This is a genomic window from Streptomyces sp. AN091965 (genome assembly GCF_022698285.1).
In the GTDB taxonomy this organism is placed as follows: domain Bacteria; phylum Actinomycetota; class Actinomycetes; order Streptomycetales; family Streptomycetaceae; genus Streptomyces.
Map to the genome: position 1 here is coordinate 442,554 of NZ_JALDMY010000001.1, position 15,445 is coordinate 457,998.

The window sequence follows — 15,445 nt, forward strand, 5'->3', positions numbered from 1 at the left end:
CGCACGCCCCTCGACACCTGGGTAACAGCTGTTACCATGCGTGCTATGGCGAAGACACAACTGGGCGCACGCGTGGACCAGGACGTCGCGAACCTGGCCAAGAAGCGCGCCGCCGACCTGGGTTTGAGCATCGGCGACTACCTGGCCCGGCTGGTCCAGGAGGACGCCAGCGGTCTGCGCGCGCGGGCGGTGGACGCGGCCGCCGGATTCCTGGCCGAGCACCAGGCCGTCTTCGACGAGGCCGAGCAGGCCCAGCAGGCATCCCGGGGAGCGCACGCGGCCTGATGGAGCTGCACGTCGACGTCTCCTGGATCCTGCACGTCACCGAAGCCGCCGAAGCCAACGATCCGGCCCCCGACGACTACGGCGTCCCCATCGCGGCGGTCGCCCGCCACCGGGCGGCACTGTTCGAACAGCCCGTCTACGACGGCCCCTACGCCAAGGCCGCCGCCTTGGTCCACACCCTGGGCCGCTGCCGCTGGCTGGAGCGCTCCAACCTCGCGGTCGCCGCCGCCACCGGCGTCATGTACCTCGAAGCCGCGGGCATCACCGTCAAACCCACCCGCGAGCACGCCGTCGCCCTCAAGGACCTGCTCCTGGACCCCACTTGCACCGCGGCGGGGATCGCCACGCTCCTGCAGGGCTGGCCCACCGCCTAGCCCGCGCGCCCTGCGGGCGGAGAGCCGGACGGCAGCCGATCACCTGCGCCGCGCATCCCGTTCGTCAGCGCAGCACCGTCTCCGCCCAGCGCGTCGCGCTCACGATGCTGACGCCTCACGGTGCGCAGCCAACGCGGCAGTGCCCTCGCGGACCTCACCGCCCGCCCCCACCATCGGCGGCAAATGAGCATTGTCCAGCCAGTCTTGGCGGGGCCACGGCGAACCTCCGCGCGCTCATCGTGAGCGGGTACGCATCGCGTCGTCGGGCCGCACGGCCGGTCCCGCTCCTGTTCAGCCGCCTGTCCGCGACCCGCGCAGACCGGCGCCGCCGCCGCGCGTGCGGGACGTCACGTCCCGGCTCCGGCGCGGAGTTTACCCAGGTCACCGGGGTCTGCCCACGTCCACGGAGGGCAGCGTCCCCGTTCCCCGTGCCCGCGAGTACAGGGGCGTGAGCGTCCGGGCCGCGGCCGCGCGCCGTCTGGGTGCCGCGATCGGCGGGGCCGGTCACGGATGGTGACGCCCGCTTACCGCATGGCTGAAAACTGTCGCTGAGCAGCCGGGCAATTTTTGGGATGCTCTGGTCATGCGCCTCTCCAGGCACTTAAGTACCTGTCAGGCAATCGCTACCAGCCAAGAGCGACAGCCGTCGGGCGGGTGACGAGCCAGCGGCCGTCTCCGCCCCGTTCGTCCGCCCGGCCCCCGTCCTTCGCACGACCGTGTCACCCGCCCCAACTGTCCGAGGAGTCCTCCGCCTATGGCCGCCAGCGCACACCATTCGGTGTCGTGCTCACACCAACCGGCGAGCCGTAGTGCTGACGTCGGCTGCTGCCCGGCGGCCCGCCGCAGAGCACGCTCCGCGCGGCCGGTCCGCGCGCCGCGCCACAGGGCCGCGTACGGGGACGCCGACGGCCCGCTGTCCGTCGGGCGGGCCGCCAGGCACCGGCAGTGCCGCGCGAACCGGCCGGTTGCCGCGTGAAGCAGCCCATACCGCCAGGCCGCCTTACCCAGGAGAGCCGGCCGAAGGCGCACGGCTCCGGCCGGGAGGCGCGCTGATGGCGAGCTCGAACCCCGCCGGCCGTGACACGGACCTGTACGCGGCGGTGCAGGACATTCAGGCGGGTTACTGGATGCAGATGCGGCAGGTGCTGGCCCGGACGGGCACCTGGCCGCAGTGGACGTCCCGTACGCAGGTGCTGGGGGTCGTCGCGGCTCAGAACAACGTCGTGGAGTTATGGCTGGAGGAGGAACCGGGGAGCCTCGCCGCCCGGGTGATGTACGCGAGGGTCGCCACCGAGCGGGTGCTGCAAGCCCACCGCGGGCACCGGTCGCACGACCCCCGGCAGGCGCGCGACCTGGAGACGCTGGCAGACCGGGCCCGGCAGGCGTGCCACAGGGCGGGCGAGGGAAACCCCGACGACGCGGTGCCCTGGATCTGCCGTCTGGCCCTGGCCGAAACGGACACCAACGGGCGGTACCCCGAGCATCACACGGCTCCGCCGCCGCATGAGTACCTGCTGCCCCGCGGGCCATGGGGGCTTCTGGGAGAAGTGCACCGCCGGGATCCGTTCAACCGCGAGGCGTGGCACCGCATGTCCCAGGCGCTCCAGGCCTACCCGGGCCCCGCGGGCCGCCAGGCGGTCGCAACGGACTTCGCCCGCTGGGCGGTCTCGTTCGCGCCGCCCGACTCGCCCCTGCTTCTGCTGCCCCTCTACGCCCGTGTGCAGGAGCACCGGGAGCGCCGGGACAAGGGCGCCGAGGTCACGCTGAACCTCCTGTGGACCAGGGAGGACACCACCCGGGCCGTCACGAAGGCGTTCGAGGGCTGGTTCCGGACGTGCGATCCGGCCACCAGTTCCCAGCTGGATCTCAACTACCTCGCGTACGCGCTGGCGAGGGGCGGCTTCGCCCAGTGGGCATCCGAAGTGTTCGACGCCATCGGTGACTTCGCCACGCCCGCCCCGTGGCAGTACGACGCCCGGTACCCCAACGACCAGTGGCAGAAGGCGTTCGAGGAGGACCGCGTCGCCTGTCTGAGAGCCCACCCTCGGCACCCGGGACGACACCCGTGACCGTCGGCCCGGCCTCTCGGCGGGCGCCGCCACGTCCCGTCGGCGGCCCGCCAGGCCCCGCCAACACGCCCTCTTTCAGCTCCTTCAGCTTTCCTGTGCGGAGAACCAATGACTTCGGTAAGAGCATGGCGCCAGCGGCCGAACCCGGTCGATGACGACGGGGAGGACGCACGCATCCTCCAATCGCTGGGCTACACCCAGCAACTGCACCGCCGGATGGGGGCGTTCGGCAACTTCTCCGCCTCCCTGTCGGTCATCTCGATCATGTCGGGGACCTTGCTCCTGTTCGGCTACGGCCTGAACTCGGGCGGCCCCGCGGTGATCATGTGGGGATGGCTCGCTGTCGGGCCGCTGGTGCTGTGCCTCGCCGCAGCCCTGGCGGAGATCACCTCCCGCTACCCCACCAGCGGCGGCCTGTACTACATGGCCCGCCAGCTCGGCGGCGAGCGGTGGAGCTGGTACACCGGCTGGCTCAACCTCCTGGGCCTGCTCGGCGGAATCGCCGCCCAGGACTACGGCATCGCGACGTTCACCGCCGCGTGGATGAACCTGCAGTTCGACTACACGCCGACCCCGGGTTCCCTGCTCGCCCTGTACGCGGTCATCCTCGCGCTGCACGCGGTCCTGAACCTCTTCGGCACCCGGCTGATGAACATCCTGACGTCCGTGAGCGCCTGGTGGCACCTGGCGGGGGCCGTCGTCATCATCGGCTCCCTGGCGCTCGTGCCCTCCGACCACCAGTCGGCCGGCTTCGTCTTCTCCGAGTTCACCAACAACACCGGGTGGAGCGCCCCGGTGTACGTGGTCCTGCTGGGCATGCTCCTGCCGGTCTTCGCCCTGGCCGGCTACGACACCTCGGCCCACCTGAGCGAGGAGACCAACCACGCCTCCGTCGCCGCGGCCCGTGGGATCTTCCGCTCGGTGACGGTGTCCTGGATCGCGGGCGGCATCCTCCTCGCGACGCTGCTGTTCGCCATCCAGGACTACGCCGCGACCCTGAACAGCCCGACCGACGTGCCCGTGGCGCAGATCCTGCTGGACGCCCTCGGCATGGCCGCGGCCAAGGCCCTGCTCCTCGTGATCATCGTGGCCCAGTTCCTGTGCGGCTACACCGTGACCGCCAGCGCCAGCCGGATGATCTACGCCTTCGCCCGGGACGGCGCCCTGCCCGGATCGGCGCGCTGGAAGAAGGTCAGCCGCCGCACCGCCATCCCCGCCAACGCGGTGTGGCTCGCGGTCGCCGTGGCGTTCGTGCTCGCGCTGCCGTCCCTGTACTCCTCGACGGCCTTCTCGGCGGTGACCGCCATCTCGGTCGTGGGCTTCACCTCGGCCTACGCCATCCCGGTGCTGCTGCGGCTGCTCCACCGCGACCGCTTCTCCCCCGGGCCCTGGCACCTGGGCCGCTGGAGCCGGCCGATCGGCTGGGTGGCGGTGGTGTGGGCGGGAGCGGTCACGGTCCTGTTCCTGCTGCCGCAGAGCAGCCCGATCACCGCCACCACCTTCAACTACACGCCCGTGGCCGTAGTGGTGGCCTTCCTCATAGCCGCCCTGTGGCGGCGCTTCGGACGCAGCGCCTACCACGTGCCCCGCTCCAGTTCCCCCACCGAGGACAAGCAGTTCGAAGGCATCATCTGATGGCCACGACACCGCGGGCCGCGGGCGCGGTTCCCAGCGGCCCCTCGGCGCCGGATCCGTCCGCTCCCGGCCCCGAAGCCTCCACGACCTCAACGATCCCTGGGAGTACGGTGACCGGCCTCACGGAGTCCATCGAATCGGCACAGCAGCTCGCCGTCGCCTGGCGTGCCATGGTGCTCGACCGCGACGCGGACGCGGACGTGCGCGACCTGCCCGGCATCGCCGTCCGCTGGGCCGACTCCCCTTTCGCGTTCTGGAACTGCGTCACCCTCACCGAGCCCGGAGCACGGGCCGATCTCGCCGCACGACGCCTGGGCGAGGCGGCGGACATCATGCGCGCGAAGAAGCACCCGGGCTTCTTGTGGCTCTTCGAGGACCTCCTCGACGAGGAGGCGCGCGCCGCACTGCCCACGGCGGCCGAGCAGGCCGGCCTGCAGCACGCCTTTCCCGGCACGGGTATGGCCGGAGACCTGCTGCCCGTCCCCGACCCGGACCACCCCGACCTGACGTTCGTGCGCGTGCGCACCGACGAACACCTGCGGGCCTACGCGGACCTCCAATCACGCGCCTACGGGCTCCCGTTGGAGGAAACCCGCGAAGGCCTGGTCGGTTCCGCACGCTGGAAGAGCGAGATGTACGCCTACCTGGCCATGCGCGGCGACGAGCCGGTGGCGTGCGCCGCCACGGTCGAAGCGCAGGGGCGCCTCTTCGTCGCCTTCGTCGCCACCGACCCGCAGTGGCAGCGCAGGGGCTACGGCGAGGCGGTCACACGCAAGGCGCTGCACGAGGGCGGCCGCGCCACCGGGCTGACCCGCGCCACGTTGCACGCGACGGTCGCCGGGGCCCCCGTGTATCCGCGTATCGGCTTCACGCCGAACTCGCCGATCCACTTCTACCAACTCAAGGAATGAGTCGACACGGGGTGTAGCCGTACCGTGTGCTCTCCCGACCCGGGCCCAGTCGACACACGGTCGGTCAGCCTCCTGGGGAGGAACGTGAGCAGTTCCTCCCCAGGGGTGGCGAAGGCTTCCGGCGGCGGCCGGAGGCACCGAGCTTGCCGCCCACTGGCCTGCCGCCCGGGTCCACCCCTCAGGCACGCCTCCGTTGTGTCTCCTGCTGCCGACGGGCCCCGTTCCCCTGCTGACCGCCGACGACTCGGCAGCCAGCAAAAATTCGTACATAATTAGACATATGGAACACATGGATGAGGTGGGTCATCCCCATCGGGGTGGCCCGGGCAATCCCCTGGAGCGGCTGGGCACGGTCGCGTGGCAGGCTCTGATGCTGTTGGGCCTCAGCGCCATCGCGATCGGCGTGGTCGCGTTGGTGTGGCCGGGGCGGACCCTGCTCGTGCTGGGTGTGCTGTTCGGCATCTACCTGTTGATCAGCGGCGCCATGCAGATCGTGGCCGCCTTCGGCACCTTCGTCAGCGCCGGGATGCGCGTCCTGCTCATCGTCGTAGGCACCCTGTCGATGGCCCTGGGCCTGCTCTGCTTCCGCAACTCGCTGCACAACTCGGTGCTGCTGCTGAGCCTGTGGATCGGCATCGGTTTCCTGATGTACGGCATCGCCACCATGGTGACCGCCGCCGAGATGCGCAGCGGCTGGGGCGTCTTCCTGGGGTTGCTGGCCACCGCCGGCGGCGTCATCGTCCTCGCCTGGCCCATCGGCTCCATCGTCACCCTGGCGGTGTTCACCGGCATCTGGCTGATCGCGGTCGGTCTGACAGAAGTGATCCACGCCTTCACCCTGCGGGGCCTGGTGCGCTCGTCCGGTAGCTCCAGGAGGCATGCGGCCGCCGGCGTGTGAGGGCTCCCCGCCCCTCACGGTGACTCGATCTTCACCTCCACCACCGAGAGCCACTTGCCGTCCTGCTGGACGGTGACGCGCAGGCGGCTGCCGTCGCCGGTGGCGGTGCCCGACCACTGCGGCCGCTCGCCGCCCCGGTAGGTCAGCCCGCAGTCCGTCAACTCCTGCTCGTAGGCCCAGCGTTCCTGCCTGGCCGCCTCTCGCTTCCCGGTCCCCGCCCGGCGCCGAGCCCGCCGCCGCCCGCCCAGCGCACGCACCCGCGCCGCGCTCGGCAGCCGTACCACCACGTCGTCCAGGAGCTCCTCGACCTTCACATCAGCCACGGCTCGCTACCCCCTCGGTGATGGGCGCGGGGCTGCCCGCGCCGGTGTCCTCGCCCTCGCTCAGGCGGGCGCCGAGCACCTTGCGTGCCCGGCTCAGCCGGGTGCGCACCGCTCTGTTCGGGTAAGGGGGCGCGTCCGTGCGATGCGGTGACCGGTCAGTCCGGCCGGGTGCGCCGCTGTCGGTCGTACTCCGCCCAGTCGTCCGGCGGATACGTCGCCTGCGGCGCGGCGAGAGCCACGTCGACCTCGAGCGCGAGGTCCCCGTCGAAGAAGCCGTCCAGATCACGGAGCCGCTCCAGAGCGCGGACGACGTCCTCGCCCAGCGGGCGCGCCATGCGGTCCACGCCCGACGGCACCGCGAGCATGCCCTTGCGGACCATCCGTACCGTGTGGTCGGCCTCCGCGTCCAGGCTCAGCGAGATGTACCCGACGCCCAGGGCGACGCCCTTCAGTGCCCTGCGTACGCCCTCGCACAGATCCCTGATCCCGTGCATCGTCTGCATCGGACCACCCGCGGAATGGTCCCCGCCCGGGGTCGGACCGTACCGCTCCTCCAAACGCCGCCGCTCGCCCTCCAACAGGCCGAGCACCTCACTCAGCAGACGGCCCACACGCCCCAGCTCACCAAGATCGTGTTTCACGACGCCCCTCCCCACGCGGCCCGCCCTGGCCGCATGACCCCACCGTCACCACCTCGCAGCCGATGCACAAGACCGGCACCCGGACGGGAAGCCCGCCCAGGGCACTCCCCCGCCGCCTGAAGGAGGCTCTTGACCCTCACGTGGCGTGAGGCCGCATAGTCGGTGCCGTGAAGGATCACTGGACTGTGGGGCGCGTGGCCGAGCTGGCCGGCGTGAGCGTCCGCACACTGCATCACTATGACGAGATCGGGCTCGTCCGGCCGTCGGCGCGGACCGCGGCCGGTTACCGGGCCTATGCGGCGGGCGACGTGGAGCGGCTCAGGGAAGTGCTGGCCTATCGGCGGCTGGGCTTCGGGCTGCGGGAGGTCGCGGAGCTGGTCGGCGACCCGTCCACCGACGCGGTCGCACGCCTGCGCCGGCTGCGCGGTCTGCTGCTGGAGCGGCGTGATCGCGCCGACGCCATGGTGGCGGCCATCGACAGGGAAATCACGACACGGGCGAAGGGGCTGAAGGTGACCCCGGAGGAGCAACTGGAGATGCTGGGCGCACGGCTGTACGACACGATCGGCGGCGCGTACACCGCGACGCGGCGTACCGAGCCGCGGATCGCCGAGCGGATCTGGGACGCGCTCGGCGACGCGCGGACAGTGCTGAACGTCGGGGCCGGCACCGGCTCCTACGAGCCCGCCGATCGCGAGGTGACCGCGGTGGAGCCGTCGGCGGTCATGCGGGAGCAGCGGCCCACAGGTTCGGCGCCGTGCGTGGCCGCCGCCGCGGAGAGCCTGCCGTTCGAGGACCGGTCCTTCGACGTCGCGATGGCCGTCTCCACCGTTCACCACTGGGGGGATCCGATAGCGGGGCTGCGGGAGATGCGCCGTGTGGCCCGCCGCGTGGTGGTGCTGACGTTCGACACCGACGAGCCCGGCTGGCCGGACCGGTTCTGGCTCACCCGCGACTACCTGCCCGAGTTCGCGGCCGTCCTCGCGGAGTTTCCCTCGCTGGCCGGGATGGCCGACGCGATCGGCGCCCGCGCCGAGCCGGTGCCCGTCCCGTGGGACTGCGCTGACGGCCTGTTCGAGGCGTACTGGCGCCGACCGGCGGCGTATCTGGAGGACGACGTGCGCCGTGCGGTGTCGGTGTGGACGAGGGTCGGGCCACAGGCCGAGCAGCGGGCGGTACGAAGCCTGGGTGACGACCTCCGTTCCGGCCGGTGGGCCGAGCGGAACGGTGACCTCGCCGACCTCGACGCGGCGGATCTCGGCCTCCGTCTGCTCGTGACGTGAACGACCACCGGCCGCGGTCGTGTCGGAGGTTACGTCGGCCGGTGTTCCGCGAGTTGGGGGGCGACAGCGGCCGGGGCGGGGACGCCGAGCATGGCGATGCCCACGGCCAGGACCCAGAGGTAGAGGGTGAGGTGGGCGGCCAGGCTGTAGAAGGTGGTGGGGGCCAGCCGGCCGTTCTTGTCGAGCAGGAAGAACGTGCCGGACATGACCACGATCGCCGTCCAGGGCGTGGCCGTGACCAGCCACGGAGGGAAGACGGCGCTGCGGCGCACGGCCATGCCGGTGGCGAAGACCAGGTAGACCGCGTTGACCGAGGCGTACTCGATCGGATCGCCCACCGCCGTGCCCGGCCCGTGCGCCTCCACGAGGCCCACGTCGCCCGGGTCAATCCCGGCACGCTCCACCGCCGCCCGGCACAACTGCTGCTGCACGTGTGGGGACGGGGCGGTCAGCCGGGTGGCCTGGCCGTCGTTGTTGACCGCGCTGCCGCGGATCACGGCCAGGACGCGGTCGCCGTCCCGGCGCGCGTCTGCCAGGCGCTTGAGCAGCAGCATTCCGGCGCCCTCGCCGCGCACGTACCCGTCCGCCCGCCCGTCGAAGGCGAAGCAGCGCCCGCGCTGGGACAGCAACAGCGGCGCTTCCAGAAGGTGCGTCTCCGGGGACAGCATGAGCAGGACGGCCCCGGCCAGCGCCACGTCGCAGTCCCCCAGCGCCAGGGCCCGCACGCGGAGTCCACGGCCACCAGTCCGCTGGAGCACATCGTGTGGAGCGCCATCACCGGGCCGCGCTGATCCATTCCGAACGCCAGCCGTCCCACCAGCGTCCCGGTGAAGTTCCCGAACATGTGCACCGGATCGAGCGCGTCCTCCACGGGGCGCGCTGCCCGGAAGGGGTTGTCCGGCGCGTACGCCCCGACGTACACCCCCGTACGCGACCCCCGTACCCGGTCGACGGGCAGTCCGGCGTGCTCCACCGCCTCCCAGGCCACCTCCATGAGGACCCTGAACTGCGGGTCCACCCAGCGCTGCTCCAGCCGCGCCACCACCATGGCATCCGGATCCCAGGCCCACACGTCCTGCCCCAGGAAGCAGCCGCGCCCCAGCCGGTCGGCCAGGTCAGGGTGCTGGAACGCCGCGAGGCCCGCCGCGTCCCACCGCCCGGACGGGACCGGTCCCACCGTGTCCCGGCCCTCCACCAGCGGATCCCACAGACCGGCTGCCGACTCCACCCCGCCCGGGAACCGGCACCCCACCCCGGCCACCGCGACCGGCACCGCCGTCGATGCGGACGTGACGCCCCTCTTACTCTGCGATCTTCGTGCGGTAGGTCCACCGGAAGACCGGGACCTCACAGCCGTCGACGGTCTCGTTGTCGCCGGTCCGCTCGAAGTGCTGGTGCTGGCCGTAGAACGCCACTGTCAACCGCTCCGGCTCAGGCGTCTGGCCCGCCGGGAGGCGGTGCAGCCGCGCCATCCCTGACGGGCCGCCCGCCAGCACCACCAGTTGCCCCGAACCCGTCACCACGTCCGAATCTCGCATCGCCGTCCCCACTTTCAGGCTCGCTCCGGAAGGCCGCACCGTTGCGGCAGCGCTCGAAGGGCTGACGCCTCCACTGCCGCGGCACTCAAGGACCGACGCCCTCCACTTCTACTTGACGCGAGCACCACAGCGCCGACAAGGCGCACGCGAACGGCGCGCATAGCATGCGGGCATCGCTCTCGTGCGCCATGCGCCTGGCACATGCCTACGCGCCCGCGCCTCGTCGTCGTGCCGCCGCGCCGGTCGTCCGGGGACGGCAGGCCGGTCACGTACGGATGTACTGGCGGAACAGCGCGCCCGGTCCGGGCAGCGGCCGGAACCCGGCCTGCTCCAGGAGCCGACCGGCCTCCTCCTCGGGGAACACGCGGTAGGTGGAGTGCTGATGTGCCAGCACGGTGTCGTCCCGCAGGACGAAGTAGTCCTTGACGATCCGCCCGTCGCCGCCGTCCTGAACGTGCTGGACGTAGCGGAGTCCACCGGGCAGCGAGCGCTCCGCCGAGCGATGCGCCTCCTGGACGGACAGCAGCAACAGCCCTCCCGGCCGCAGGGCGGCGGCGAGACGTTCCAGCCCCGCGCTGTTCTCGTCGTCTCGCAGAAGGTGGCTGCCCAGGTGGGCGCCGTCCTGGTCGGCGAGCCAGAGCCAGACCCCGCCGACCGAGTAGGCCACGTCGAATGCAGGCTCCCACGCCGCGCTGACGATGTCCTGGTCGATGAGCCGCACCCGGTCACCGAGCCGTGCTCGCGCCTGGGCCAGCATGCCCGGGGTGTGGTCGATGCCGGTGAGCCGCACCCCCGCACGAGCAAGGCCCAACAGCCGCTCGCAGACCAGCCCCGTCCCCACCCCCAGCTCCAGGACGTCCCGGCGATCACCGATGCCCGCCACCAACTCGCGCGCGTAGGCGTCGTAGTCGTAGTAGCCCGACGTCATGATGAGGTCGTAGTGCCGGGCTAGCTCCGCGTATGAGTCGGCCACCGGAGGACGCTAGCGCGGTCCGTCGTGCACCGGTAGGTGCGTGATCGGCCTACCCGGCCCGAGGGCGTGGAGTCGGCACAGCGGTAGGCCGCGCCGCCCCGGGGGCTGGCGCGGGCGGGCGGGGCCGGGACGTGGCCGTCGTGGTCGGCGGCCATGTGCGAGGACCACGTCCGGCACGAGCAGCCCCTCGCCCAGCTGACCAGCCGCTTCGGCCCCGGGCGTCGCGTCCGCTCCGAGCACGCGTCTCGTCGGCTAGGCGGCGGAGGTGAGTTCGGCTCGGCCGAACAGCAGCGCGTAGCCGCTGGGGAGCCGGTGGAGGATGCGGGTGGTCAGGGCGGGGCCGGCGTGGGCGGTGACGGCAGCGAAGACGGAGCCGGTGTCCCAGCGGGTGGTGGCCGGCGAGGCGCCGGTACGGGCGGCGAGGTCCTTGACGAAGGCCCAACCGGTCAGCTGCTGGGTGTCGGGGATCTGCCCGGTCAGCACACGCGCGGCCTCTGGGGGCAGGCATGCGGCGAGGTCCGCGCGTTCGTCGCCGGTCAGCTGACGTCCCAGCCCTGCAAGGACCAGGCGGACGGCTTCATCGGCCCGTTCGCGGGTGGGGTAGGCACCCTCGTAGCGGACCTTCTCCAGCATCTGCTCGTACGTCGTCGAGTACGGCTGCTGGTGCTCAAGCGGTACGCGCACGTCGGAGATCACTGCGGTGTATGCCTTTCACGGAGCCGTGGGGGTGCCGGGTGAGGCACCCCGGTGTGGTCAGGTGGGGCCGTGTCGGCGTCGGTGGGCAGAACGGTGCCGATGCCCCAGGTCGCGGCCTGCGCGGTGACGCCCTCGAACTTGGCCGTGTTGCTGCACGCGGTCGGGAATCCTGCGCGCCGCACGGTCAGGCCGTCGCCGCGCCCCTTTTACGTGGGACCGGCCAGGGGTGCGGAGGGCGGGGAGGGGGCAAGCGTCCGCCCTCCGCACCGTATCCGGGCCGGGTCAGCCGGAGATCTCCTTGTGGCCGGAGCCGACGCCGATGGAGATCTTGCGGGGCTTGGCGCGCTCGGCGATCGGGATGCGCAGGGTAAGTACACCGGCGTCGTAGTCGGCCTGGATGCGCTCGGTGTCCAGGGTGTCGGCGAGCACGATCTGGCGGGAGAAGACGCCCAGCGGCCGCTCGGACAGCTCCACCTTCACGCCGTCGGCCTTCGCCACCGGCCGCCGCTCGGCCTTGACGGTCAGCATGTTCCGCTCGACGTCGATGTCGATCGACTCCGCGGTCACGCCCGGGATGTCGAAGGCCACCACGTACTCGTCGCCCTCGCGGTAGGCGTCCATCGGCATCACCGACGGCTTCGACCAGGTGCCCGGGCCCATCAGCTGCTGAGCCATCCGGTCCAGCTCACGGAAGGGGTCAGTGCGCATCAACATCGTGAAACACCTCCAGCAGGTTCGGGCAGTTGCTGCCAATGCGCTGCACTGACACCGTTGTAACATGTCATCCAATGGATGACAATCACGATGTCGTCAACCCGATGACAGCCCGAGGGAGGCGCCCGTGACCGCAGCCGACCAGCCGCCCACGACCAGTACCGACGCCCACAGCCCGGCCTCCTTTCTCGCCGCCGCGGCGGCCCTCGCCGCCATAGACGACGCCCTGCGCGAGGCCCAGCACGAACCATCCGACGCAGCCGACCCCGGGCCCGACCAGGCGCTGGCCTCCCTGATGCTGCTGCGGCAGGTGCGCGAACAGCTCGCAGGCTGGGAGACCGGCCTGATCGAAACCGCCCGCGACGCGGGCGCCAGCTGGGCCGACCTCGCCGGCCCCCTGGGCGTCGCCAGCCGCCAGGCCGCCGAACGCCGCTACCTGCGCGGCCGCCCCGGCGCCGTCGGCACCACCGGCGAGCAGCGCGTGACAGCCACCCGTCGAGCCAGGGCCGCCGACCGGGCCACCGCCACCTGGGCCCGCGCCAACGCCGCCGACCTGCGCCGCCTCGCCGGACAGATCACCGCGCTCGACCACCTCGCACCCCAGGCGCGCGCGGCCCAGGCCGCCCTGCACGCCGCCCTCGGCGCCACCGACGCCGCCGAGCTCATCACCCCTCTGGACGGCATGCGCCCCTACCTCGACGCCCGCCACGCCCACCTCCTCGAACGCCTCGACGCCCTCGACGACCGACGCACGACGACAGCCACCGACGACGACTGACCCCCAGGCAAAGAGGGGGCGGTCCGGCCCGCTCAAGCCCCCTCGCCAACCGGAGCAGCCAAGGACCTCGGCCAGGCCTCTCACCATCCCCACTAGAGCGATCGTTCTAATGGTGCTACGTTCTAGTTAGAACGTTCGTTTTAGTCGCCGTTCCATACCGCTCCGCGTCGTGGAACGCCTGTCACGTTGGGATGCCCCATGGACATCAAGCACATCACCGTCAACGGTCTCGACCTGGCCTACGTCGAACAGGGCGAGGGCCCGCTGGCCCTGCTCCTGCACGGATTCCCGGAGACCCCGGACATGTTCCGGCACTTGATGCCCGAGCTGGTGAACGCCGGGTACCGCGTCGTCGCCCCGTACATGAGAGGCTTCGCGCCCAGTCAAGTGCCGCCTGACGGCAGCATGCTGATGAAGGATCTGATCGCGGACGCCAACGCGCTGCACGAGGCGCTGGGCGGCGACGGCGACGCCGTCATCGTCGGGCACGACTGGGGCGGCTTCACCACCTGGGGCGCCGCGGCCCTCGCCCCGGAGCGCTGGTCGAAGGTGATCGTGGCAGACGTCCCGCCGGTGCGGTTCTACGAACGCAGGGCCGCGGTTCCCGAGCAGATCCACAAGAACAGCCACTTCTACTTCTTCCAGATGTCCGTCGCCGACCAGCTGGTGCCGGTGAACGACTTCGCCTACCTCGACTGGCTGTGGGAGCACTGGAGCGGCAACGTACCCGGATTCGACTCCGCTCAGGACCGGCAGGCGGGCAAGGACGCCCTGCGCGAGCCCGCCAACCTCCGTGCGGCTCTGGGCCTTTACCGCCAGAACTTCCCCGCCGCGGAGTTCGGCACCCCGGCGTGGGACATGGGCCGCCTGCTGGCCGAGCTGCCCACGCAGCCGACCCTCTACCTGCACGGCGCCGAGGACCCCGTCGTGGACGAGGAGATCCTCGCCGACATCGTCGCCGCCCTGCCCGAGGGATCGGACGGCGCCCTGCTCCCCGGCGTGGGCCACTTCCCGATGGTCGAAGCCCCGCAGGAGGTCAACCGACGGATCCTCGCGTTCCTCGCCAAGTGAACACCGAGCGCCGCACCGGCCGGGCCCAGCCATCGGAGCGGAAAGGCAGCAGCGAGGACGGGCACAGCTCGTCGAAGAAGTCGGGTGGCAGCGGTGGCCGTTGTGACATCGAGGGGCTCCCGTCGCCGGTCCTGGCATCCAGTTGGTAACGGCTCCGCGCCCACGACACACCCGGGCCCGAGCTCGGAGTAGGGACACGGGAGGCCCCGCACGGAACCGGAAGGCCGGGGGTTCACGTGCGGGGCCCCTCACGAGGTGCGGTCCGTCAGACTCGGGTCAGGGCGTACGTACCCGTACCGTCCTGCCTGCCGCTGGAGTACTGGCGAATGAACTCCCCGTCCGCGTAACGGTCGTAGCCCGTCATGGAGCCGGTGTACTTGTTCTGCACACCGATCTTCGAGCTGCCGGGTACGTCGCGGTAGATGTAGAACCGCTGGAGGTCGTCCTCCGTGCAGGAGGCCGTCGTCACGGCCGCCCGTTCGGCGGCCGGATGCTGCCCGGCGATGGTCGCGCACCCGCCGATGCCCCAGTTCCACAGGGAAGCCTCGATGACCCCGTTGTTCTCCGTCACGTTGCACAGGCGCCAGTTGTCCAGGTGCGCGCTGAAGATGCTCGAGGGCCGCAGACGGACACCGTCGGCCGCCAGGATCGGCGCGCCCCAGGACAGGGGCTTGCCGGGTACGGCGATCTTGTAGACCTCCGCCTGGCATTCGAGAGCGGCCCGCGCGCCGTGCCCGGTGGCCTTGGGCTGTGCGGCGGACGTGCCGCTGGTGTGGGCCCGGCGCTGCACGAGGCGGTCCCGCTTCTGCTTCTCCGTCGGCACCACCGCACCCGCACCCCTCGATCCACTTCAACGCCCAACTGCCGTCGCCTCCTTGGACACGGTTGCAGTTGAGGCTTCCGTACGTACCGGTGACCTTCTTGGTGCCCTTGTAACGCCGTAGTAGCCGGCCTGGTTGAAGTTCCACGCGACCGAATTCGACTCGCTGCTGGTGGAGGAGTAGTCGACCTTGACGTTCAGGCCCACGCTCGTGCATTCCCCCTGGTCGCGTACATGCCCGGTCGGGGGCGAATGTAGCGGCCACAGGAGTGGCGGCGTGAGGCCGGAACTGGCCACCGCGTGGCGGGGCTTGTTCCGTCCCTGGCCAAGAGCGTGGCCGGGCCGGTTGGGTCGCTGGTGAACCCGTACGCCACCGGCCATGGAGGCCGCCCTTCGAAACGCGCCGGCCACCTGCTCGCGGCAGTAACCGCGCCTC

The 15,445-nt window shown here is 71.4% G+C and carries 16 protein-coding genes and 2 pseudogenes; 9 read left to right on the plus strand and 9 right to left on the minus strand.

Annotated elements, in window-relative coordinates:
* Positions 1-45: 45 nt before the first annotated feature.
* The 6 genes from MQV74_RS01730 (at position 46) to MQV74_RS01755 (ending at position 6,172) form a co-directional block, all read left to right on the plus strand.
* The gene (locus MQV74_RS01730) at positions 46-285 is read left to right on the plus strand and encodes a hypothetical protein (protein WP_242714213.1); all 240 of its coding nucleotides are present in this window, start codon (positions 46-48) and stop codon (positions 283-285) included.
* A complete protein-coding gene (locus MQV74_RS01735) occupies positions 285-659 on the plus strand; it encodes a fic family toxin-antitoxin system, toxin component (RefSeq protein WP_242714214.1) in 375 nt (124 codons plus the stop codon). Before MQV74_RS01730 ends, MQV74_RS01735 begins: the two co-directional genes overlap by 1 nt.
* A gap of 1,052 nt (positions 660-1,711) precedes the next feature.
* Positions 1,712-2,728 (plus strand): hypothetical protein, encoded by a 1,017-nt coding sequence (locus MQV74_RS01740; protein ID WP_242714215.1) that lies wholly within the window; start codon positions 1,712-1,714, stop codon positions 2,726-2,728.
* A gap of 108 nt (positions 2,729-2,836) precedes the next feature.
* The gene (locus MQV74_RS01745; protein ID WP_242714216.1) at positions 2,837-4,363 is read left to right on the plus strand and encodes an amino acid permease; all 1,527 of its coding nucleotides are present in this window, start codon (positions 2,837-2,839) and stop codon (positions 4,361-4,363) included.
* 110 nt (positions 4,364-4,473) lie between these two features.
* Positions 4,474-5,274: a GNAT family N-acetyltransferase gene (locus tag MQV74_RS01750; protein ID WP_242714217.1), complete on the plus strand. Its 801-nt coding sequence runs from the start codon at positions 4,474-4,476 to the stop codon at positions 5,272-5,274.
* A 280-nt stretch (positions 5,275-5,554) separates the two neighbouring features.
* A complete protein-coding gene (locus MQV74_RS01755) occupies positions 5,555-6,172 on the plus strand; it encodes an HdeD family acid-resistance protein (RefSeq protein WP_242714218.1) in 618 nt (205 codons plus the stop codon).
* Positions 6,173-6,186: 14 nt separating this feature from the next.
* On the opposite strand, the gene MQV74_RS01760 is transcribed toward MQV74_RS01755, so the two are convergent.
* On the minus strand, positions 6,187-6,495 hold the full coding sequence (locus MQV74_RS01760; RefSeq protein WP_242714219.1) for a hypothetical protein: 309 nt from the start codon (positions 6,493-6,495) through the stop codon (positions 6,187-6,189).
* 155 nt (positions 6,496-6,650) lie between these two features.
* Complete coding sequence (locus MQV74_RS01765) at positions 6,651-7,136, minus strand: hypothetical protein (RefSeq protein ID WP_242714220.1); 486 nt, start codon at positions 7,134-7,136, stop codon at positions 6,651-6,653.
* A gap of 185 nt (positions 7,137-7,321) precedes the next feature.
* On the opposite strand from MQV74_RS01765, the gene MQV74_RS01770 reads away from it, so the two are divergent.
* Positions 7,322-8,419 (plus strand): MerR family transcriptional regulator, encoded by a 1,098-nt coding sequence (locus tag MQV74_RS01770; protein WP_242728476.1) that lies wholly within the window; start codon positions 7,322-7,324, stop codon positions 8,417-8,419.
* Positions 8,420-8,448: 29 nt separating this feature from the next.
* On the opposite strand, the gene MQV74_RS01775 is transcribed toward MQV74_RS01770, so the two are convergent.
* The 6 genes and pseudogenes from MQV74_RS01775 to MQV74_RS01795 form a co-directional block, all read right to left on the minus strand.
* Positions 8,449-8,973 carry a hypothetical protein gene (locus MQV74_RS01775; RefSeq protein ID WP_374120767.1) on the minus strand — a complete coding sequence of 175 codons (525 nt, stop codon included), beginning with the start codon at positions 8,971-8,973 and terminating at the stop codon, positions 8,449-8,451.
* A gap of 30 nt (positions 8,974-9,003) precedes the next feature.
* Positions 9,004-9,770 (minus strand): annotated as a pseudogene (locus MQV74_RS41310) (polyketide synthase); the annotation flags it as partial.
* Positions 9,721-9,957 carry a DUF5988 family protein gene (locus MQV74_RS01780; protein ID WP_242714222.1) on the minus strand — a complete coding sequence of 79 codons (237 nt, stop codon included), beginning with the start codon at positions 9,955-9,957 and terminating at the stop codon, positions 9,721-9,723. The gene MQV74_RS01780 and the pseudogene MQV74_RS41310, both read right to left, overlap by 50 nt.
* Before the next feature lie 265 nt (positions 9,958-10,222).
* Complete coding sequence (locus MQV74_RS01785; RefSeq protein WP_242714223.1) at positions 10,223-10,930, minus strand: class I SAM-dependent DNA methyltransferase; 708 nt, start codon at positions 10,928-10,930, stop codon at positions 10,223-10,225.
* 252 nt (positions 10,931-11,182) lie between these two features.
* Positions 11,183-11,626: a DUF2267 domain-containing protein gene (locus MQV74_RS01790; RefSeq protein WP_242714224.1), complete on the minus strand. Its 444-nt coding sequence runs from the start codon at positions 11,624-11,626 to the stop codon at positions 11,183-11,185.
* Positions 11,627-11,908: 282 nt separating this feature from the next.
* Complete coding sequence (locus MQV74_RS01795) at positions 11,909-12,340, minus strand: Hsp20/alpha crystallin family protein (protein WP_030687774.1); 432 nt, start codon at positions 12,338-12,340, stop codon at positions 11,909-11,911.
* A gap of 127 nt (positions 12,341-12,467) precedes the next feature.
* On the opposite strand from MQV74_RS01795, the gene MQV74_RS01800 reads away from it, so the two are divergent.
* Both MQV74_RS01800 and MQV74_RS01805 read left to right on the plus strand, forming a co-directional pair.
* A complete protein-coding gene (locus MQV74_RS01800; protein ID WP_242714225.1) occupies positions 12,468-13,118 on the plus strand; it encodes a type III effector protein in 651 nt (216 codons plus the stop codon).
* Positions 13,119-13,316: 198 nt separating this feature from the next.
* Positions 13,317-14,189, plus strand: a complete 873-nt coding sequence (locus MQV74_RS01805) for an alpha/beta fold hydrolase (protein WP_242714226.1) — start codon at positions 13,317-13,319, stop codon at positions 14,187-14,189.
* Between the two features lie 265 nt (positions 14,190-14,454).
* On the opposite strand, the pseudogene MQV74_RS01810 reads toward MQV74_RS01805, so the two are convergent.
* Positions 14,455-15,219: pseudogene (locus tag MQV74_RS01810) on the minus strand (hypothetical protein); the annotation flags it as partial.
* Between the last annotated feature and the right edge of the window lie 226 nt (positions 15,220-15,445).